The organism is Mixta sp. Marseille-Q2659 (assembly GCF_940807255.1).
In the GTDB taxonomy this organism is placed as follows: Bacteria; Pseudomonadota; Gammaproteobacteria; order Enterobacterales; family Enterobacteriaceae; genus Mixta.
On the sequence record NZ_CALNWY010000014.1, the window covers coordinates 75,446 to 95,058 of the forward strand.

The 19,613-nt window shown below is 55.5% G+C and carries 18 protein-coding genes and 1 pseudogene; 13 read left to right on the forward strand and 6 right to left on the reverse strand.

Annotated features, from left to right (window positions below):
* Positions 1 to 209: 209 nt before the first annotated feature.
* The 3 genes from prfB (at position 210) to P3C52_RS11955 (ending at position 3,465) form a co-directional block, all read left to right on the forward strand.
* A protein-coding gene (prfB, locus tag P3C52_RS11945) for a peptide chain release factor 2 (protein ID WP_275555216.1) occupies positions 210 to 1,308 on the forward strand; the annotation gives its coding sequence in 2 pieces (ribosomal slippage) (positions 210 to 284 and positions 286 to 1,308; 1,098 coding nt in all).
* A 9-nt stretch (positions 1,309 to 1,317) separates the two neighbouring features.
* Positions 1,318 to 2,838 carry a lysine--tRNA ligase gene (lysS, locus tag P3C52_RS11950; RefSeq protein ID WP_275555218.1) on the forward strand — a complete coding sequence of 507 codons (1,521 nt, stop codon included), beginning with the start codon at positions 1,318 to 1,320 and terminating at the stop codon, positions 2,836 to 2,838.
* A gap of 123 nt (positions 2,839 to 2,961) precedes the next feature.
* A complete protein-coding gene (locus P3C52_RS11955; protein WP_275555219.1) occupies positions 2,962 to 3,465 on the forward strand; it encodes a cupin domain-containing protein in 504 nt (167 codons plus the stop codon).
* Positions 3,466 to 3,504: 39 nt separating this feature from the next.
* Here P3C52_RS11955 and P3C52_RS11960 read toward each other — a convergent pair whose 3' ends face one another.
* On the reverse strand, positions 3,505 to 4,131 hold the full coding sequence (locus P3C52_RS11960; protein ID WP_275555220.1) for a serine protease: 627 nt from the start codon (positions 4,129 to 4,131) through the stop codon (positions 3,505 to 3,507).
* 406 nt (positions 4,132 to 4,537) lie between these two features.
* Here P3C52_RS11960 and P3C52_RS11965 point away from each other — a divergent pair, with 406 nt between their 5' ends.
* A complete protein-coding gene (locus P3C52_RS11965) occupies positions 4,538 to 5,701 on the forward strand; it encodes an MFS transporter (protein WP_275555221.1) in 1,164 nt (387 codons plus the stop codon).
* Here the strand turns inward: P3C52_RS11965 and P3C52_RS11970 are convergent.
* Positions 5,698 to 6,618, reverse strand: a complete 921-nt coding sequence (locus P3C52_RS11970) for a LysR family transcriptional regulator (protein WP_275555222.1) — start codon at positions 6,616 to 6,618, stop codon at positions 5,698 to 5,700. The two genes, P3C52_RS11965 and P3C52_RS11970, sit on opposite strands and share 4 nt — an antisense overlap.
* Before the next feature lie 114 nt (positions 6,619 to 6,732).
* On the opposite strand from P3C52_RS11970, the gene lysA reads away from it, so the two are divergent.
* On the forward strand, positions 6,733 to 7,983 hold the full coding sequence (gene lysA / locus P3C52_RS11975) for a diaminopimelate decarboxylase (protein ID WP_275555223.1): 1,251 nt from the start codon (positions 6,733 to 6,735) through the stop codon (positions 7,981 to 7,983).
* 118 nt (positions 7,984 to 8,101) lie between these two features.
* Here the strand turns inward: lysA and P3C52_RS11980 are convergent, their stop codons facing one another.
* Complete coding sequence (locus tag P3C52_RS11980; RefSeq protein ID WP_275555224.1) at positions 8,102 to 8,410, reverse strand: PTS lactose/cellobiose transporter subunit IIA; 309 nt, start codon at positions 8,408 to 8,410, stop codon at positions 8,102 to 8,104.
* 182 nt (positions 8,411 to 8,592) lie between these two features.
* Here P3C52_RS11980 and P3C52_RS11985 point away from each other — a divergent pair, with 182 nt between their 5' ends.
* From P3C52_RS11985 to P3C52_RS12010, 6 genes and pseudogenes are all read left to right on the forward strand, one after another.
* A complete protein-coding gene (locus P3C52_RS11985; protein ID WP_275555225.1) occupies positions 8,593 to 9,927 on the forward strand; it encodes a PTS transporter subunit EIIC in 1,335 nt (444 codons plus the stop codon).
* A gap of 9 nt (positions 9,928 to 9,936) precedes the next feature.
* A complete protein-coding gene (locus P3C52_RS11990; RefSeq protein WP_275555226.1) occupies positions 9,937 to 11,364 on the forward strand; it encodes a glycoside hydrolase family 1 protein in 1,428 nt (475 codons plus the stop codon).
* A 10-nt stretch (positions 11,365 to 11,374) separates the two neighbouring features.
* Positions 11,375 to 11,692: a PTS sugar transporter subunit IIB gene (locus P3C52_RS11995; RefSeq protein ID WP_275555245.1), complete on the forward strand. Its 318-nt coding sequence runs from the start codon at positions 11,375 to 11,377 to the stop codon at positions 11,690 to 11,692.
* A 63-nt stretch (positions 11,693 to 11,755) separates the two neighbouring features.
* A complete protein-coding gene (locus tag P3C52_RS12000) occupies positions 11,756 to 12,529 on the forward strand; it encodes an FCD domain-containing protein (RefSeq protein ID WP_275555227.1) in 774 nt (257 codons plus the stop codon).
* Positions 12,526 to 12,984 (forward strand): GNAT family N-acetyltransferase, encoded by a 459-nt coding sequence (locus P3C52_RS12005; protein WP_275555228.1) that lies wholly within the window; start codon positions 12,526 to 12,528, stop codon positions 12,982 to 12,984. The genes P3C52_RS12000 and P3C52_RS12005 overlap by 4 nt, the downstream gene beginning before the upstream one ends.
* Positions 12,983 to 13,168: pseudogene (locus P3C52_RS12010) on the forward strand (VapC toxin family PIN domain ribonuclease); the annotation flags it as partial. The gene P3C52_RS12005 and the pseudogene P3C52_RS12010, both read left to right, overlap by 2 nt.
* A gap of 134 nt (positions 13,169 to 13,302) precedes the next feature.
* On the opposite strand, the gene galR reads toward P3C52_RS12010, so the two are convergent.
* Positions 13,303 to 14,304 carry an HTH-type transcriptional regulator GalR gene (gene galR, locus P3C52_RS12015; protein ID WP_275555229.1) on the reverse strand — a complete coding sequence of 334 codons (1,002 nt, stop codon included), beginning with the start codon at positions 14,302 to 14,304 and terminating at the stop codon, positions 13,303 to 13,305.
* A gap of 184 nt (positions 14,305 to 14,488) precedes the next feature.
* Between galR and P3C52_RS12020 the strand changes: the two genes are divergently transcribed.
* On the forward strand, positions 14,489 to 16,765 hold the full coding sequence (locus P3C52_RS12020; protein ID WP_275555230.1) for a molybdopterin guanine dinucleotide-containing S/N-oxide reductase: 2,277 nt from the start codon (positions 14,489 to 14,491) through the stop codon (positions 16,763 to 16,765).
* Between the two features lie 16 nt (positions 16,766 to 16,781).
* On the opposite strand, the gene P3C52_RS12025 is transcribed toward P3C52_RS12020, so the two are convergent.
* A complete protein-coding gene (locus tag P3C52_RS12025) occupies positions 16,782 to 16,943 on the reverse strand; it encodes a hypothetical protein (protein WP_275555231.1) in 162 nt (53 codons plus the stop codon).
* 5 nt (positions 16,944 to 16,948) lie between these two features.
* Between P3C52_RS12025 and P3C52_RS12030 the strand changes: the two genes are divergently transcribed.
* Positions 16,949 to 18,667 (forward strand): penicillin-binding transpeptidase domain-containing protein, encoded by a 1,719-nt coding sequence (locus P3C52_RS12030; RefSeq protein ID WP_275555232.1) that lies wholly within the window; start codon positions 16,949 to 16,951, stop codon positions 18,665 to 18,667.
* 147 nt (positions 18,668 to 18,814) lie between these two features.
* On the opposite strand, the gene P3C52_RS12035 is transcribed toward P3C52_RS12030, so the two are convergent.
* Positions 18,815 to 19,285, reverse strand: a complete 471-nt coding sequence (locus P3C52_RS12035) for a hypothetical protein (protein ID WP_275555234.1) — start codon at positions 19,283 to 19,285, stop codon at positions 18,815 to 18,817.
* Between the last annotated feature and the right edge of the window lie 328 nt (positions 19,286 to 19,613).

A 19,613-nucleotide genomic window follows, 5' to 3' on the forward strand; every position in this document is an offset into this window, starting at 1 on the left:
TAGGTTTACGGCTGCGCATAGTGAGGTATTCACTGCTGCGTTGCCGATTAATGTTTTAACATCTACGCTGCCGATCTCCGTCGCCTTTCAGCAACAAGCAACGCCTGGCCAGCCGCGCCGACATTCGCCCGCAAAAACTACAATCTCGCCGCCTTTTCAGTTAAACTGCCGCGTTACATCCAAGACACTTCCTCTATAAGATTAAAGCCATGTTTGAAATTAATCCGGTGAAAAACCGTATTCAGGACCTCACTGAACGCAGCGACGTTCTTAGGGGGTATCTTTGACTACGATGCCAAGAAAGAACGCCTCGAAGAAGTAAACGCCGAACTGGAACAGCCAGACGTCTGGAACGAACCTGAACGCGCACAGGCGCTGGGTAAAGAACGTTCCGCGCTGGAAGCCATTGTCGATACGCTTGACCAAATGACTCAGGGTCTCGAAGATGTTTCCGGTCTGCTGGAGCTGGCCGTTGAAGCTGACGATGAAGAAACCTTCAACGAAGCCGTTGCCGAGCTGGATACGCTGGAGAAAAAACTGGGCGAGCTGGAATTCCGCCGCATGTTCTCTGGCGAATATGATAGCGCCGACTGCTATATCGATCTCCAGGCGGGATCGGGTGGCACCGAAGCGCAAGACTGGGCCAGCATGCTGCTGCGCATGTACCTGCGCTGGGCGGAAGATAAAGGTTTCAAAACCGAAGTTATCGAAGTCTCCGACGGCGAAGTGGCGGGCATTAAATCCGCAACCATCCGCATCTCCGGTGACTACGCATTCGGCTGGCTGCGTACTGAAACCGGCGTTCATCGCCTGGTGCGCAAAAGTCCGTTCGACTCTGGCGGCCGTCGTCATACCTCCTTCAGCTCCGCTTTCGTCTACCCGGAAGTGGATGACGACATCGACATCGAAATCAATCCGGCGGATCTGCGTATCGACGTTTACCGCGCATCCGGCGCGGGCGGACAGCACGTTAACCGTACGGAATCTGCGGTGCGTATTACCCATATTCCGACCGGTACCGTTACCCAGTGTCAGAACGACCGTTCCCAGCATAAAAACAAAGACCAGGCCATGAAGCAGATGAAAGCCAAGCTTTATGAACTGGAAATGCAGAAGAAAAACGCTGAGAAACAGGCGCTGGAAGATAACAAATCTGATATTGGCTGGGGCAGCCAGATTCGCTCCTACGTGCTGGATGATTCACGCATCAAAGATCTGCGCACCGGCGTAGAAACGCGTAACACCCAGGCGGTGCTGGACGGCGATCTGGATCGTTTCATCGAAGCAAGTTTGAAAGCAGGGCTATAAGGAACCGACATGTCTGAACAACAACCGCAGGGCGCTGATGCCGCGCTTGAACTTAATAACGAACTGAAAGCGCGTCGTGAAAAGCTCAGCGCGCTGCGTGAACAGGGCGTGGCGTTTCCGAACGATTTCCGCCGCGACAGCGTTTCTGACCAGCTGCACGCCCAGTACGATGACAAAGAAAACGAAGAACTGGAAGCGCTGAACATTGAAGTCAGCGTGGCGGGCCGCATGATGACGCGCCGCATCATGGGCAAGGCGTCGTTTGTAACGCTGCAGGACGTGGGCGGACGTATTCAGCTTTACGTAGCGCGCGATGACCTCGCGGAAGGCATCTACAACGAACAGTTTAAAAAGTGGGACCTGGGCGACATCCTTGGCGCGCGCGGCAAACTGTTCAAAACCAAAACCGGCGAGCTATCGATCCACTGCACCGAACTGCGCCTGCTGACTAAAGCGCTGCGTCCGCTGCCGGACAAATTCCACGGCCTCGCCGATCAGGAAACCCGCTATCGCCAGCGCTATCTCGATCTGATCGCTAACGAAGAGTCACGTAAAACCTTCCGTATTCGCTCGCAGATTATGGCTGGCATCCGCCAGTTCATGGTCGGCCGCGATTTCATGGAAGTGGAAACCCCGATGATGCAGGTGATCCCTGGCGGCGCCTCTGCCCGTCCGTTTATCACCCATCACAATGCGCTCGACATCGATATGTACCTGCGTATTGCGCCGGAACTCTATCTGAAACGTCTGGTGGTTGGCGGCTTCGATCGCGTCTTTGAGATCAACCGTAACTTCCGTAATGAAGGCATTTCGCCGCGTCATAACCCTGAGTTCACCATGATGGAACTCTATATGGCCTACGCGGATTACAAAGATCTGATCGAGCTGACCGAAAGCCTGTTCCGTACCCTGGCACAGAATGTGCTGGGCACTACCGAAGTGCCTTACGGTGAGCAGACGTTTGATTTCGGCAAGCCGTTCGCCAAAATGACGATGAAAGAAGCGATTCAGAAATATCGCCCGGAAACCAATCTGGCCGATCTGGATGACTTCGAAAAAGCGGCAGAGATTGCGCGTTCGCTGGGCATCAAGGTTGAGAAAAGCTGGGGCCTGGGCCGCGTCGTAACGGAAATCTTTGAAGAGACGGCGGAAAGCCATCTGATCCAGCCGACCTTCATCACCGAATATCCGGCAGAAGTCTCTCCGCTGGCGCGCCGTAACGACACCAACCCGGAAATCACCGATCGCTTCGAATTCTTTATCGGCGGTCGTGAAATCGGCAACGGCTTCTCCGAGCTGAACGACGCCGAAGATCAGGCTGACCGTTTCCGCCAGCAGGTGGAAGCGAAGGATGCCGGCGATGACGAAGCGATGTTCTTCGATGAAGATTACGTTACCGCCCTGGAACACGGCCTGCCGCCGACTGCCGGTCTCGGCATCGGTATCGACCGTATGGTGATGCTGTTTACCAACAGCCACACCATTCGCGACGTAATCCTGTTCCCGGCCCTGCGCCCGACAGGTAAATAATCCAGATCGCTTATGCGAAAAGGGACGCTTCGGCGTCCCTTTTTACGTTACGCCTGCGCGTCGCCTTGAGATATTTTTCTTCCTTTGCCAGGCTGAAGCGATACCTCGTCTGGAGTTAACACTATGCAGCCATTATCGCGCCCGGAGTTTATTTCTCACTGGCAGGCGTTGGAAGAACCTGATGTAGCACACTATCGTGGCGACAGTGAACATATGGGCATCGGCGCGCCGCTGGGCCGCGCACTGGGACTTACGCGTATCGGCATTCATCATGAGCGTCTGCTGCCGGGCCGCCGTCTCTCTTATCCTCACGCCGAAAGCGCCGAAGAAGAGTTTGTATATGTGCTGGAAGGCTCGCCTCATGTCTGGATCAATGGCGATTTACATGCGTTGATGCCGGGCGATGCGGTAGCCTTTCCGGCAGGAACCGGTATCTGCCACACCTTTATTAACAACAGCAACGAGGAAGTCAGGCTGCTGGTGGTGGGGGAGGCCAATAAACCGGAGAATCGGATCCATTATCCGCTTAATCCCATTTATGAAACGACGCGCGAAGATCGCTGGATCGATCCGCCGATGCAGCCGCTTGGCCCGCATGATGGCTTGCCCGACGCGCAGCGTAAATAGCCCGCCTTTGCTGAAGCCGCCGTCTAACCTTGCGTAATCTCAGGATTTTGTCTCTGCCGCCAACCAGTCGGCAAAGCGGGCATAGGGAATATAAAGCGCGACATCTTTGTACAGTGTTTTTCCGCTGCCCTTCGCATTGATCTCATCGCTGTAGCCGACAATCACGCCGGCCAGCGTATCGTCGGAGGCGTTATACACCGCGCCGCCGGACATGCCTTGCACCACGCCGGCATCCGTCGCCACCACCACGCAGTCAGGTTTATTCCAGCGGTTTTGCAGGCTGGTATTAACCAGATTCTTTCCTGCAGAAGCAACCGGCATCGCGGTATAAAAGCTGTAGCCGTAAAGATTAACCCGATCGCCCATAAAACCGTTGCGAAAACGCGGCGGCAGATTTTGCCCACTGTTCTTGTGATAAACGATGGCTAAATCGCACTCCGGGTGCCAGGCCTTCACCTTATATAAAGAGAATTTCGCCACGTGCGCGGCGGTCAGGCTATATTCCGCAGTAAGAGGAATGGTGGTGCCGAGCGTACCTAAACCCAGCACCGTAGGAATGCCGGTGACGGTCATATCAACGCGCTTCTGCGCTTCCTGGCTGTATTCATAATGGCCGACTGAACAGCCGGTCAAACATAACACCAGCAGGGCGAACATCTGTCGCATGGCGACTCCCCGATAAAATAATTAAGCGTTGCTCATCACCTGGTTAATCCCTGAACGGAATATCGGCAACGGCAATCCTTTCTTTAACGCCTGAGCCAACAGATAAAAATCGGTTTTTACGTGACAAGGCCAGCGCGGGAAAGGCGTATACGGGCCGAGCTTACCAAATTTTCTCGCTAAATTAATAAGCTGTAATAAAGGAACTCTCCTAAAAGCAATCCGTCGCCCAAAACAGGATTATTGCGCGCTGCGCAATAATCTCTTTGTGCGGCGCGGGTGTTTGCTGACAAAACCCTGTGTTTTAATAGCGCCCCTGACGCAACAAATAGATTACAACGCGTCATCTGGTCCGCTGTAACGCAGCGGCATACCTGGAGTCTGCAATCATCGTTTTTGGGAGAGTGTTATGCCTGTTTCACTGCTGGCGCTGGCGCTAAGCGCGTTCGCCATCGGCACCACCGAGTTTGTCATTATGGGATTATTGCCGGAGGTGGCGGGCGACCTGCGCGTCTCTATCCCTTCTGCCGGTTGGCTGATCAGCGGCTATGCGCTGGGCGTAGCCATTGGCGCGCCGGTGATGGCGCTGCTGACCGCGCGCCTGCCGCGCAAGCGTACGTTAATTTTGCTGATGTCGATTTTTATCATCGGTAACCTGCTGTGCGCGCTGGCCTACAGCTATAACCTGCTGATGCTGGCGCGTATCGTGACCGCGCTCTGTCACGGCGCATTCTTCGGTATCGGTTCAGTGGTAGCCGCCAGCCTGGTGGCGCCTAACCGTCAGGCGTCGGCGGTGGCGTTGATGTTTACCGGCCTGACGCTGGCTAACGTGCTGGGCGTGCCGCTCGGCACCTGGTTTGGTCAGCTGTTTGGCTGGCGCGCCACCTTCTGGGGCGTGGCGGTTATCGGCGTTCTGGCGTTTATCGCGCTGATTGTCAGTCTGCCGACCAATAAAGATGAGAAGCCGGTGCATCTCGCCAGCGAAATTAGCGCGCTGGCAAACGGCAAACTCTGGCTGTCGCTGCTGATGACGGTCTGCTTCGCGGCGGCGATGTTTGCGCTGTTCAGCTATATCGCGCCGCTGCTGTTGCAGGTCACCGGCATCAGCAATCGTGGCGTCAGTTGGACGTTGTTCCTGATTGGCGCGGGCCTGACGGTTGGCAACATTATCGGCGGCAAGCTGGCGGACTGGAAAGTCTCCTTCAGCCTGATCCTGAGCTTTGCGCTGATTGCGCTCTTCTCGCTGGCCTTTAGCTGGACCAGCCACGCTCTCTGGCTGGCGGAAATCACCCTGTTCCTGTGGGCGATGGCGACCTTCGCCACCGTGCCGGGCCTGCAAATTAACGTGGTACGCCACGGTAAAGAGGCGCCGAACCTGGTTTCCACGCTGAACATCTCCGCCTTTAACGTTGGCAACGCGCTGGGCGCCTGGGTCGGCGGCGCGGTCATTGAACGAGGCTACGGCCTGACGGCGGTGCCGGTGGCGGCGGCAGTACTGGCGGCCATCGGCCTGCTGGTTTGCCTGATTACCTTCCGTCGCGCAGGCGGCCAGACGCAGCCGGTACGCGCTTAACCCAGCGCCGCCTCGAGGCGAGTCCGAAACTGTGCGGCTTCCCGCTGCAAATGCTCACTGAACGCGCTGACCAGTGCGGAAGCCGGGCGATGCAGCGGGCGAATCAGGCTCACGGTGAAGGGCACCTCAACGCTAAAGCGCCGGACAGCCACGCCGCTGGCGGCATAATCCAACGCCGTCAGCGGATTCACCACGGAAATCCCCACGCCAGCGCGCACCATCGCACAGACCGACGCCGCGCTGTGCGTCTCCATCACCATTCGACGCTGCACATGATGTTCATGAAACAGCGCGTCCAGCAGCTGGCGATAGCTGTCGCTGCGCGACAGGCTGATATAGCTTTCTCCCGCAAAATCCTGCGGCGTCAGCTGCTTGCGTGACGCCAACGGATGATCGGCGGGCAGCACGCACACTTCATTCAACGTCAACAGTTCAATGCGTTCCGTTCCGGCGGGCGTGGCGTGGGTTTCGGTCAGGCCAAGATCGTAGCGCTGAGCGGAGAGCCACTCCTCCAGCAGCGGCGACTCCTGCGGAATAATATTCAGGCTAAGGTCGGGATAGCGCTGGAGAAAAGGCTGGCAGAGCGGCGGCAGCAGTGACTGGGAAAAAACCGGCAGGCAGGCGACGGAAAGTTCGCCCTGGCGAAACTGCCGTAATCCCTCCGCCGTGCTGATAATGCGGTCGAGGCCATACCAGGAGCGCTGCACTTCCTCAAACAGGCGTAGCCCCTGTACGGTCGGATGCAGGCGTCCGCGCACGCGCTCGAACAGGCTGAGTCCGGTCAGCTTCTCAAAACGCGCCAGCTCACGGCTGACGGTCGGCTGCGAGGTGTGCAGCAGTTCGGCGGCGGCGGTCAGATTGCCGCTGGTCATCACCGCGTGAAAAATTTCAATATGCCGATGGGTGATGTTCGCCATAAGCTTCTCCGTTACGCAAAGCCATATCATATTTGCATAGACTCCGCAGAAATAGATATTTTTCAGACAAAAAAAGCTGTGGCGTAATAGGGAAAATTTTGAGGAGAATTTACCATGCCGCGCCCGCTAACCCATGCCGACAGTGCCCTGAACGCTGCTAACTTACTGCCGCTGGCCGAACACTATGACGGGCCGTTCTGGGCCTACGATGCCGATATCATTCGCCAGCGCATCGCCCAGCTACAGCAGTTTGACGTAGTGCGTTTCGCCCAGAAAGCCTGCTCCAATATTCATATTCTGCGGCTGATGCGTGAAGCTGGCGTGAAGGTTGATTCCGTCTCGTTGGGCGAGATCGAGCGCGCGCTGGCGGCGGGCTATAAGGCGGGCGGCGATGAGATCGTGTTTACCGCTGACGTGCTGGATAAGCCTACGCTGGCGCGCGTGGCCGAGCTGCGCATTCCGGTCAATGCCGGTTCGGTGGATATGCTACACCAGCTGGGGCAGCGCTCGCCGGGCCATCCGGTCTGGCTGCGGATCAATCCCGGCTTCGGTCACGGCCACAGCCAGAAAACCAATACCGGCGGCGAAAACAGCAAGCATGGCATCTGGCACGGCGATCTGCCGCTGGCGTTACAGGCCATTCAGCAGCACGGTCTGACGCTGGTCGGCATTCATATGCATATCGGATCCGGCGTGGATTATGGCCATCTGGAACAGGTGTGCGAGGCGATGGTAAGCCAGGCGATCGCGCTGGATCAGGATATCAGCGCCATCTCGGCCGGTGGCGGCCTGTCGATTCCTTACCATTACGGCGAAGAGGCGATCGATACCCAGCACTATTACAGTCTGTGGCACCGCGCCCGCGAACGGATCGCCGCGCATCTCGGCCATCCGGTGAAGCTGGAGATTGAGCCGGGTCGTTTCCTGGTGGCTGAATCCGGCGTGCTGGTAGCGCAGGTCTGCTCAGTAAAAGAGATGGGCAGCCGCCATTTTGTGCTGGTGGATGCAGGCTTTAGCGATCTTATGCGTCCTGCAATGTATGGCAGCTATCATCATATCTCTTTGCTGAGTGCGGATGGCGCGGCGGAACAACGTGAACAGAGGGAAACCGTTATTGCGGGGCCGCTGTGCGAATCGGGCGATGTCTTTACCCAGCAGGAAGGAGGCAAAGTTGAAACCCGTGAACTGCCGGAAGCCCGGCCTGGCGATTATCTGGTGTTCCACGATACCGGCGCCTATGGCGCGTCGATGTCCTCTAACTACAACAGCCGTCCGCTGATCCCGGAAGTGCTGTTTGATGGCGGCCAGGCGCGTGAAATCCGTCGCCGCCAGACAATCGAGGAGTTGCTGGCGCTGGAGATGTAACGCTTTCTGCCTGTTACCACGCACCCTCCCTGCGAGAACGAATAACCGGCAGCGGTTTTACACCGCTGCCGTTTTTTTCACGATCTTTGCCTGTCCGGTACCGTCAACGGCCTGATGTTCAGGCCAGCAACTCTTTACGCAGCAGCACGATCTCCTCAGCCAGATCGCGACACAGCATCGCATTCATCAAATGATCCTGCGCATGAACCAGGATCAACGTCACCGGTAATTTGCCTGAGCCCTCATCGGCGCCGATAAGCTGCGTCTGGATTTTATGTGCCGCTCTGGAGGCCTCGTCGGAGGCGGCCAGCGCCTCATCCGCCTGTTGCCACTCTTTTTTACGCGCCAGTTGAATCGCGCTCATAGTGTGAGATCGCGCCTCGCCAGCGTTAATCAGCAGTTCCATCACGGTCTGTTCAAAATCCATACGCACCTCAATTATTGGTATACCGGATTTGGGTTAATCATCATATTGGAATACCAAAAGTACGTTCTGCGCGGCTGCTCACAGAAAAACAAGGTGATTCAGCTAATTTTGGTATGCCATATCAGGGAAGGGTTTGGGTTGTCACCGCAGGACACTTGCTCACTTTCCCTGAGGTATTGCTTATGTCTTTACAGGATCAGCTGATTGATTCCCTTGGCAGTTTCGCCACGCGTTTTAACAGCTACCGCTATATCATGGCGATCAAGGCCTCTTTTATTACGCTGATGCCGGTGATTATTGTTGGCGCGTTTTCGGTGCTGATTTCCAATATGGTGCTGGATGCGAAAAACGGCCTCGCCAGTTTTCCGGCGCTCGCTTTCCTTGTCGAACTGAAGCCCATCACCACCAGTATTAACTACGCCACGCTCAGCTTTCTGAATATCGGCGCGGTATTTCTCATCGGCATTGAGCTGGCGCGGATTAACGGCATCAAAACGCTGTTTCCCGGTCTGCTGGCAGTGATCTGTTTTATCGCCGTGACGCCGACCACCTTGCCCATGTTGGTGGACGGGCAGATGCGCGTGGTGACCGACGTGCTGGCCAAGCAGTTCTCCGATACCAAGAGCCTGTTTCTCGGCATGTTTATCGCCATTCTGTCGGTCGAAATCTACTGTCGGCTGGAGAACGTCGAGCGGCTGAAAATAAAAATGCCGGATACCGTGCCGCCCAACGTCGCCGCCTCGTTCTCGGCGTTGATCCCGGCGATCATTACCGTTTCGGCTATCGCCACCTTTGGCTTTGTCTTTCATCAGGTCAGCGGCATGTATTTGTACGATGCGGTCTATCGCGTGGTGCAGCAGCCGCTGGAGTCGGTGGTGCAAAGCCTGTGGGGAATTCTGCTGCTGATGTTTGTCGCGCAGCTGTTTTGGGTTATCGGCATTCACGGCAACCAGATGATTAAGCCGATCCGCGAGCCGCTGCTGCTGGGCGCCATTCTGGTGAATATGAACGCTTTCGAGCAGGGTAAAGAGGCGCCAAATATTATCACCATGCCGTTCTGGGATGTGTATATGAGCATCGGCGGTTCCGGGCTGACTATCGGCCTGTTAACGGCGGTGATGCTGGCGACCAAACGCAAGGAGATGCGCGAAATCGCCAAACTCTCGTTTGGGCCAGGGCTGTTTAATATCAACGAGCCGGTGATCTTTGGGATGCCGATCATGCTCAACCCGATCCTGGCGATCCCTTTTATTATCACGCCGCTGATTACCGGTTCTATTGGCTATTTTGCGACGGTCACCGGCTTTGCCGGCAAGGCGGTGGTGATGGTGCCCTGGACCACGCCGCCGATTATTAACGCCTGGCTTTCTACCGCCGGATCGATGGGCGCGGTGGTTACTCAGCTTATCTGTATTGTGGTGTCGGTACTGATCTATCTGCCGTTCGTGAAGATCGCCGCGCGGCGCGCCCAGGCCGCCGAGGAAAAAGCGATGCAGCCTGAGCTGGCGCAGCCGTAAGGAGCCGACATGAGCAACGTCACTATTGAGATTCCGCACGATTTTATGTTGGGCGCGGCGGCATCCGCCTGGCAGACCGAGGGCTGGAGCGGCAAGAAAGCGGGGCAGGATTCCTTTTTGGACGCCTGGTATCAGCAGGATCGTCACGTCTGGCATAACGGCTATGGCCCGGCGATAGCTACCGATTTTATCAATCGCTATCGGGAAGATGTGGCGCTGATGAAGGCCTGTGGCCTGACGCATTATCGCACCTCGATTAACTGGTCGCGTTTTCTGCTGGATTATGAAACGGCGCAGATGGATGAGGAGTACGCCAGCTATTACGACAGGCTGATTGATGAAATGCTCGCCAGCGGCATTGAGCCGATGCTCTGCCTGGAACATTACGAATTACCGGCTGTGCTGCTGGAAAAGTATGGCGGCTGGGGGTCGAAAAAAGTGGTGGATCTCTTTGTGCGCTATGCGGAGCAGGTGTTTGCGCATTATGGTCACAAGGTGCGCCGCTGGTTTGTTTTTAATGAGCCGATCGTGGTGCAAACCCGAGTTTATCTGGACGCGCTGCGTTGGCCTTATCAGCAGGATACCTCGCTCTGGATGCAGTGGAACCACCATAAAAATCTGGCGACCGCCCGCGTGGTGCAGCTGTTTCGTGCCGGTGGCTGGCCGGGCAGTATCGGCACGATTTTAAACCCGGAGGTGACCTGGCCGCGATCCTCTGCGCCGCACGATGTGAAAGCGGCGGAAATGTACGATCTGTTTTATAACCGTGTTTTTCTCGATCCGGCGATTAAGGGCGTTTATCCGGCGCAGCTGTTTACGCTGCTGGCACAGCATCAGGTGCGCTGGTCTTACAGCGATGAAGATCTGGCGCTGATCGCGGCGCATCGCGTCGATGAGGTGGGATTAAATCTTTACTATCCGCATCGGGTAAAAGCGCCGTCGCGTGCCTGGCACCCGGAAACGCCGTTTCATCCGGCTTATTACTATGAGCATTTTGAGCTGCCGGGGCGGCGGATGAATCCGTCGCGCGGCTGGGAGATCCAGCCGCGCATTGTGGCGGATATGGCGGCGCGAATGCGCGACGAGTATGACAATTTCCCATGGTTTATTGCTGAGAACGGCATGGGCATAGAGAACGAGGCGCGTTTTAAGAACGAGCAGGGCGAGATTCAGGACGATTACCGCATCGCTTTTATCGCTGAGCATCTCCATGAAGCGCTGCTGGCCCGTCAGGCGGGCATTAACTGCCGCGGTTATATGCTGTGGGCTTTTACCGACAACGTGTCGCCAATGAATGCCTTTAAAAATCGCTACGGCCTGATTGAGATCGATCTGGAAAACCAGCGGCAGCGACGCATGAAGAAGTCGGCGCACTGGTTTCGCCAACTGGTCGACAGTCGTCAGCTTACGCTGACGTTGGATGATGAACCGAAATAAGGATCTGATGATGAAACGTATCGTTCTGGCCTGTGCAGCGGGCATGTCTACATCGATGGTGGTGACGCGCATGGAGAAGGAGGCGGCGGCGCGCGGCCTGAGCTATCAAATTTATGCCATCCCGGAGCAGAATCTGGGCGAGGAGCTACAGAATTACGCTGGCGAAGTGGCTGTCGTGTTGTTGGGGCCGCAGGTGCGTTTTAAGCTGGCGGAAAACAAGAAGCTGACTGACCATCATCAGGTGCCGATCGCGGTGATTGATACGCAGGCTTACGGTACGCTGAACGGTGCAAAAGTCCTCGATCAGGCGCTGGCTTTGATAAACTAGCGGCGTGGTGCCGTCTGGCTGAGGCGCGAGTATGGGATCGGCAACGGGCGAAGGGTGATTTAAGTGGATAAGGGCGCATCGCCGCAAGAAAGAAAGCAGTATCAGGAGATTGGTGAGCATTTGCGCCAGCAGATCGTGGCGGGGCTGTATCCGGTCGGTTCTCGCCTGCCGCCGGAGCGCAACCTGGCTGAAACCTGGGGTGTGAGCCGCACCATTGTCCGCGAAGCGTTGCTGATGCTGGAGCTGGAAGGCACGGTGGATATTCGCCAGAGTTCCGGCGTCTATGTGATGCGTATTCCCAGCGCCAGCAGCGATGAGGAGGAAGCGTTTTTCCGCAGCGATGTCGGCCCGTTTGAGATGTTGCAGGCGCGTCAGCTGCTGGAGAGTAATATCGCCGCGTTTGCCGCGCGAATGGCGACGAAGGCCGATATTGAGAATCTGCGGCGAACGCTGGAGCAGGAGCAGCGCGCGATCGCCGTTAACGATACCAGTCAGGATAACGATCGGCTGTTTCATCTATTGCTGGCCGGTGCCACGCAGAATCAGATGTTGATGGATACGGTGAAGAGTATCTGGCGGCATCATGAAAATAATCCGCTGTGGCAGCAATTGCGCGCCCATATTGAAACGCGTAGTTATCGTTTGAAGTGGCTGAGCGATCATCAGACGATTCTGGCGGCGCTGCGTCGGCGCGATGTGACGGGTGCCTGGCAGGGAATGTGGCAGCATCTGGAGAATGTGAAGAATACCTTGATGGAGCTGTCGGATGCCGATGCGCCCGATTTCGACGGATATCTGTTTGAGTCAGTGCCGATTTTTCAGGGGAAACTGGTATGAGCCGTTGGCGTATTGTTCCGCTGAGCGAGGAGCCGCAGCATCAGGCGAAGCTGGTTGAGTGGCTGTGGCGCGCTTTTGGCGATGCCAGCGGACGCGATTTTTTCGCCAGCGTGGTGGAGAGCAGTTTGCGCGGTGCCGATTTTCCGCAGACGTTTGTGGCGCTGGACGGCGGTCGTCCGGTCGGCACGGTGGGCGTCTGGCGCTGTGATTTGATCAGTCGTCAGGATCTTTTTCCATGGCTGGCGGCGCTGTATGTCGATGAAAGCGCGCGCGGCAGCGGTTTGAGCGCGGCGCTGCAGGACTACGCCGAGGCGTGGTGTCGCGAGCGCGGTTTTTCCGATCTTTATCTGTATGCGTTGTGCGCTGACTATTATGAGCGTTTCGGCTGGCGCTATATCGGTGATGCGCTGGATTACCCGGATGTGACGGTGCGGCTTTACCATAAGGCACTGTGATCGGGCCGCAGTAGACGCAACGACCGACGTGAAAGCAGCGCTGACCGCTGCCGGTACGCCAATTGATCTAAACGACACCGCAATTGCGGGCCATGCGATTGCTGTCGGCGCCGTGCTGGTGACGAATAATGTGAGAGAGTTTAAGCGGGTGTCGGGGTTGACGCTGGAAGACTGGGCCAAATAACCGACACAAACCAGCCTGCCATAGACTCTTGCTAAAAACCTTCACAAACCAGCCTGCCACAGACACTGGCTAAAAACTGTCACAAACCAGCCCGTCACAGGCACCGCCTGACAACCGCCACAAACCAGATCCAGTTAACCCGGCGGGCTTACCGAATGCCTGCGCACCAGCGTCGGGTTAAACGTATTGGTCACTTCCGGCAGCGGCTGATTATTCGCTAAGGCTAACGCCAGTTCGGCGGCCTGCTGCGCCATCGTCACAATCGGATAACGGATCGTGGTTAAACGCGGACGTACATAACGTGACACCAGCACATCATCAAAGCCGATTAACGACATCTCCTCCGGTACGCGGATACCGTTATCGCTTAAAACGGCTAACGCGCCTGCCGCCATCGAATCGTTATAACAGGCGACGGCGGTAAAATTCCTGCCGCGCCCTAACAGTTCTGTCATTGCCAGCTCGCCGCCCACCTCATCCGGCTCGCCAAACGCGACCAGCCGATCGTTACAGGGCAAACTGTGTTCCTTTAATGCATCGTAATAGCCCTGCAAACGCTCCTCAGCATCGGAAATCGTATGTGTGGAACAGATAAAGGCAATTTGATCGTGCCCTTGCTGAATCAAATGCCGGGTCGCCAGCCAGGCGCCGTAACGGTCGTCCAGCGCAATACAGCGTTGCTGAAAAGCGGGCAGCGAACGGTTAATCAACACCATGCCCGGCATCTGCTGCATCAGATTCTCCAGCTCATCGTCCGGGATCTTCTTGGCATGAACCACCAGCGCCGCGCAGCGATGACGCATCAGCTGCTCAATCGCTTGCCGTTCCTTATCTTCATTGTGATAACCATTGCCAATCAGCAAAAAATTACCGGTTTGCCAGGCAATCTCGTCCACCGCCTTGACCATCGCGCCGAAAAAGGGATCGGAAACATCGCCGACCACCAGGCCGATCGTCTCCGTTGACTGTTGCGCCAGCGCACGCGCATTGGCATTCGGATGATATTGCAGCTGCTCCATGGCGCTAAATACCGCCTGGCGGGAGTTTTCGCTGGCCTTCGGAGAATTATTGATAACGCGCGAAACGGTAGCGACAGAAACGCCCGCCAGTTTGGCGACATCCTTTATCGTAGCCATGAATAGGGTACCTTCCGGGGTAAACGTTTACACATACGCAAAGTGTTGCGGAAAAGCCCTGCAAGTTCAACCGGACAGAATGTCAGCCCCGTCGCAAAGCCTGTCGAATATTGCGCTTTTATTTTACATTCGGGACAGGCTACCATGCCTGCCTGTTCCTTCTGCTTACTTTTACGCCTGCGCCATGACCATTAAAAAAACACCACACCTTGCCCATTGGGGCGCGTTTACCGCCGTTACGGAAAATGGCCGACTCATCGGCTGTGAACCTTTTTTCGCTGACAGTAATCCTTCACCGATGCTGCAAAGTATTCCGCAGCTTGTCTATTCCGATAAACGTATCCGCCAGCCCATGGTGCGCCGCTCCTGGCTGAAAGCGCGGGAAAACAGCGATCGCACGCTGCGTGGCCGGGAAGATTTCGTTGCCGTGGACTGGGAAACCGCCCTCGATCTGGTGGCGCAGGAAAACCAGCGCGTGCGCGAGCGTTATGGCGCCAGCGGCATTTTCACCGGATCTTACGGCTGGTCGTCAGCAGGACGGGTAAACCATGCGCGCACGCTGGTAAGACGCTTCTATTTCAGCGGTGGCGGCGGTGTGGATCAGGTCGGCAACTACAGTTGGGGTGCTGCGCAGTTTTTTCTGCCTTACGTGATCGGCACCTATATGCCGCTGACCGGACGCGTTACCGACTGGCCGAGTGTCATTGAACATGCGGAAGTGGTGCTGGCCTTTGGCGGCCTGGCGCTGAAAAACGCGCAGGTCGCCTCAGGCGGCGCGGGAGAACATACGCTGAAACCGGCGCTGGAACAGCTGGCGCGTAAAGGCACGCGTATCATCAACGTCAGTCCGATGCGCGATGACTGTCCCGACTGGGTGAATGCTGACTGGATAGCGATTCGGCCCAATACCGATGTGGCGCTGATGCTGGCGCTGGGCTATGAAATCGAACGTCTCGGCGCGGCGGACCGTGATTTTCTTAACAGTCACTGCGTTGGCTATCCGCAACTGCGCGCCTATCTGTTGGGAGAAAGCGACGGCGTGGCGAAAACGCCCGCCTGGGCCAGCGCGATTACTGGCGTGCCGGAAGCGCGCATCGCTGAACTGGCGCGCCAGCTGATCGGCAAACGCAGCTTTATTACCTGCTCTTATGCGGTACAGCGCGCGCATCGCGGCGAACAACCTTACTGGATGATGATTGCGCTCTCCGCCATGTTAGGGCAGCCGGGACTGCCGGGCGGCGGTTTCTCATTTGGACACGGATCGATGAACAGCGTCGGCAATCCGCGAATCGATACGCCAGCACCGCTATTGCCCACCGGGCCCAATCCCGCAGGCCTGGCGATTCCGGTTGCGCGCATTTGCGACATGCTACTGCAGCCGGGTGAAAACTACGCTTTTCAGGGGCAAACGCATCGCTATCCCGACATTCATCTGATGCACTGGGCGGGCGGCAACCCTTTCCATCATCACCAGCAGCTTAACCGGCTGGTGGCGGGCTGGCAGCGGCCGGACACCGTTATCGTGCAGGATATTGTCTGGACGCCAGCGGCGCAGATGGCCGACATTGTATTGCCGGTCACCACCACGCTTGAGCGCAACGACATCGGTGGTTCCTCGCGCGATCGCTTTGTTTTTGCCATGCAGCAGGCGATAGCGCCGCAGCACCAGGCGCGTAACGATTTCGATATTTTTGCCGATCTGGCCGAGCGACTTGGCTATCGTGAACGCTTCACTGAAAACCGTAATGAAAGCGAATGGATTGCTCATCTTTATCAGCAGTGCGGCGTTGCGCAGCAGAAAAAAGGCGTAGCGTGGCCCGATTTCGATACCTTCTGGCAGCGTGGCTATGTGGAAATCCCTGCCAGCGAGCGTGATTATGTCTTTATGGCGGATTTTCGTCGCGATCCGCAGGCGCATCCTGTTCAGACCCACAGCGGAAAAATCGAACTTTTTAGCCAGACCATTGCTGATTATCAACTGGATGATATGGCGGGCCACCCGGAATGGCGCGCGCCGCAGGAGTGGCTGGGCAGCGAGCAGGCGCGTGATTTCCCGCTGCATTTGATCTCGGTGCAACCCAGCGATCGGCTGCATAGCCAGCTGGATGCGACGCCAAACGTACAGGCGAACAAAACCGCCGGACATGAAACGCTGTGGATGCATCCGCAGGACGCCGCGTCGCGCAACATTAAAGACGGCGATGAAATCGAAGTCTATAACCCGCGCGGCAGGATGCTGGCAGGCGTCCGGCTGAACGATGGCCTGACGGCGGGTGTGGTGGTGACGTCTACCGGCGCCTGGTTCGATCCCGGTTTTGGTGCTGACTGGCAGCCGGTAGATCGCGCCGGAAATCCTAATGTTTTGACACTGGATATCGGCACCTCATCGCTGACCCAGGGACCAAACGCGATGTCCTGTCTGGTGGAGATCCGCAAATGGCAAACATTACAAAATAGCTGATAAATCACATAGCTGGTTACATTTTGCGGGTATCTGTTGCGAATGATTGATAGCAGCCCATCGCTGCCGCTTGGTACATTTTAAGTCCCAGAGGTATTGATGGGTGAACATCAAAAATTTTATTGATTACACCAACCTGCGCAGATGCGCAGGTTTTTTTTGTTTGCATTAAGGTCATGGACCATGCCCCGCATACAGAAGTTTCTTGGAAAAGACCAGATTAAAGCGCCATTCAATCCGTTTCGTTTTCGTCTTATTTGTCTGGGCGTCGTGGGATGCCTGACTGTTCTGCTGGCCCGCGTTGCTGACCTCCAGTTAATTAATCATCCGATGCTGGAACACGAGGCCGATCAGCGCTCGCTGCGTACCGTCACCCTTCCGACTAATCGTGGCACCTTGCTGGATCGTAACGGCGAAACCCTGGCGCTGAGCGTTCCTTCACGCGATATTATTGCCGATCCCCAGCGCGTGCTGGAGGCCAACCCCGACTTTACCAGCGCCAAATGGCAATATCTGGCTAACGCACTGAATCAACGCCCCGAACAAATCCAGCAGCAAATCATCGCTAACCCGCATCGCCGTTTCCTCTATCTCGGCCATAAAATTGAACTGGGTATTGCCAAAGACATTAGCAAGCTGCATCTGAAAGGCATCAGCACGGTTTATAACGACAGCCGTTTTTATCCGATGAGCGAGGCGGCGGCGCCGTTAATCGGCATTGTCGGCGCCGATAATACCGGCCTGAACGGACTGGAAAAGGGCTACGATAAAGTGCTGCAGGGGCAGCCTGGCGTGGAAAAATATCGCCAGGATCGCGAAGGCAACATCATCGCCATGATCGATTACCAGCCGCCGAAACAGCCGCCAACGGTGCAGCTCAGCATCGATAAATTCGATCAGTACACGCTTTACAGCAAACTTCGCGACGGCGTGCTGTTGAATAAAGCGGATTCCGGCGCGGCGGTGCTGGTCAAAATCGATACCGGCGAAATTCTCGGTATGGCCTCTTATCCCTCCTTCAACCCGAACAACTATGCTGACGTTTCGCCCACGCAGATGCGTAACGTGGCGATCAACGACAGCTTCGAACCTGGCTCGACGGTAAAACCGCTGGTAGTAATGGAAGGGCTGGAGCGTGGGCTGGTGCGCCCCGACTCGGTGCTGGATACCACGCCCTATCGCGTTAATGGCCATCTGATTCGCGACGTAGGCCACTGGCCGCGGCTGACCATGACCGGCATTTTGCAAAAATCGAGCGACATCGGCGTATCGCATATTGCGCTGGCAATGCCTGCCGAAGCGCTGGTAAATACCTATCATGCGTTTGGTCTGGGGAAACCGACCGGACTGGGGCTGACAGGGGAGAGCGTCGGCTATTTTCCGCTGCATCGTCAGCGCTGGGCGGATATTGAACGAGCGACCTTTTCGTTTGGCTACGGGCTGCGCGTGACGCCGCTACAGATCGCCCGTGAATACGCTACGCTGGGCAGCTTTGGCATTTATCGTCCGCTTTCTATTACGAAAGTGACGCCGCCGGTTATCGGTAAGCAGGTCGCCAACCCGGAAACGGTAAAAACGGTGGTGCATATGCTGGAAAGCGACGTACTGCCGGGCGGTACCGGTATTCGCGCGGCGGTGCCGGGCTATCGACTGGCGACCAAAACCGGTACGGCGGAGAAAATGGGCAGCAGCGGAAAATATGACGGCGGCTACGTGAACTATACGGCGGGCATTGCGCCAGCCAGTAATCCGCAGGTCGCGCTGGTGGTAATGATTAACCATCCTACCGCAGGCGATCACTTTGGCGGCTCGGTTGCGGCGCCGATTTTCGGCAATATTATGGGGCCAGTATTAAAACATATGAATATTGCGCCAGATGCGCTGGTGAATAATGCGCATTGATTCATGGCTCAGCATCAGCTGAACAGGGGAAATAGCTATAAAAGCCGCTTATCAATTTAATAATCGGCTTTTTTTCATTATCTGGCCGGGTTTGCCGAAGCGCTTTTCTGTTATAAGGTTTACGGTAGTAGCTAACTGGCCGCTGAATTAAAATTCACGTTTAACAACGATATAACCATTGAATCTAATGCTGCACTCATCATCATTAACTAATAGCGAAGCTATAGTAATGTTATGCTTGTTTTGTGCGTTAACGAAATCATATTTAACAATAATGTTTTGAGCGTTAGATTCCAGATAAAGCTCCTTATATTTACTCTCTGAGAAAAAATGTGCAGCTTCGTTGTTATAGCTGTCCTTGGCATAAAAATCAGCGATTTGTGAAGTAACTTTTTGTTTATATAATAATGAGAGCTGTGTTTTATCAATGATAAGTTCACTCTGCTGGATGCCAAAATCATTTACCATTGCATCGAGCATGCTAACGGCCACGCTTCTGTTAATGTCAAGACACGATTCGGGCGTAACGTTAGCGAGTGCTGATGAAAGGGAAAAAGCGAATAAATATAGCGCAAGGAAAAACGTCAACACAACCTTTAATATCGGCGCCGCTATCATCTTTAAGCCATAAATAAGTCGGGGTTGCCATAATCAACTTCTTTTAATTTGGTAGCGCCATTATGCAGTGTTAATTGATTAATTTAACCGGGAATTGCGTATTTCTGGAAGTGGCTCACAAAAACATAAAGCAATAAATAAAGCGGAGGGAGTTATTTATTGTATTAATTAATAGCATATGAGTAACATGCCCTATTAATAAATACGGGGTAATGAATTATTTAATATTAGATGTTTTTGGGCCAGGCGCCGTCCTGTTTTACCCAGCAAAAAAAGAGAGGTTTTCATCCTGTCGGCGTTGAGTTCGGCCTGCCTTTGCTGCATGGTT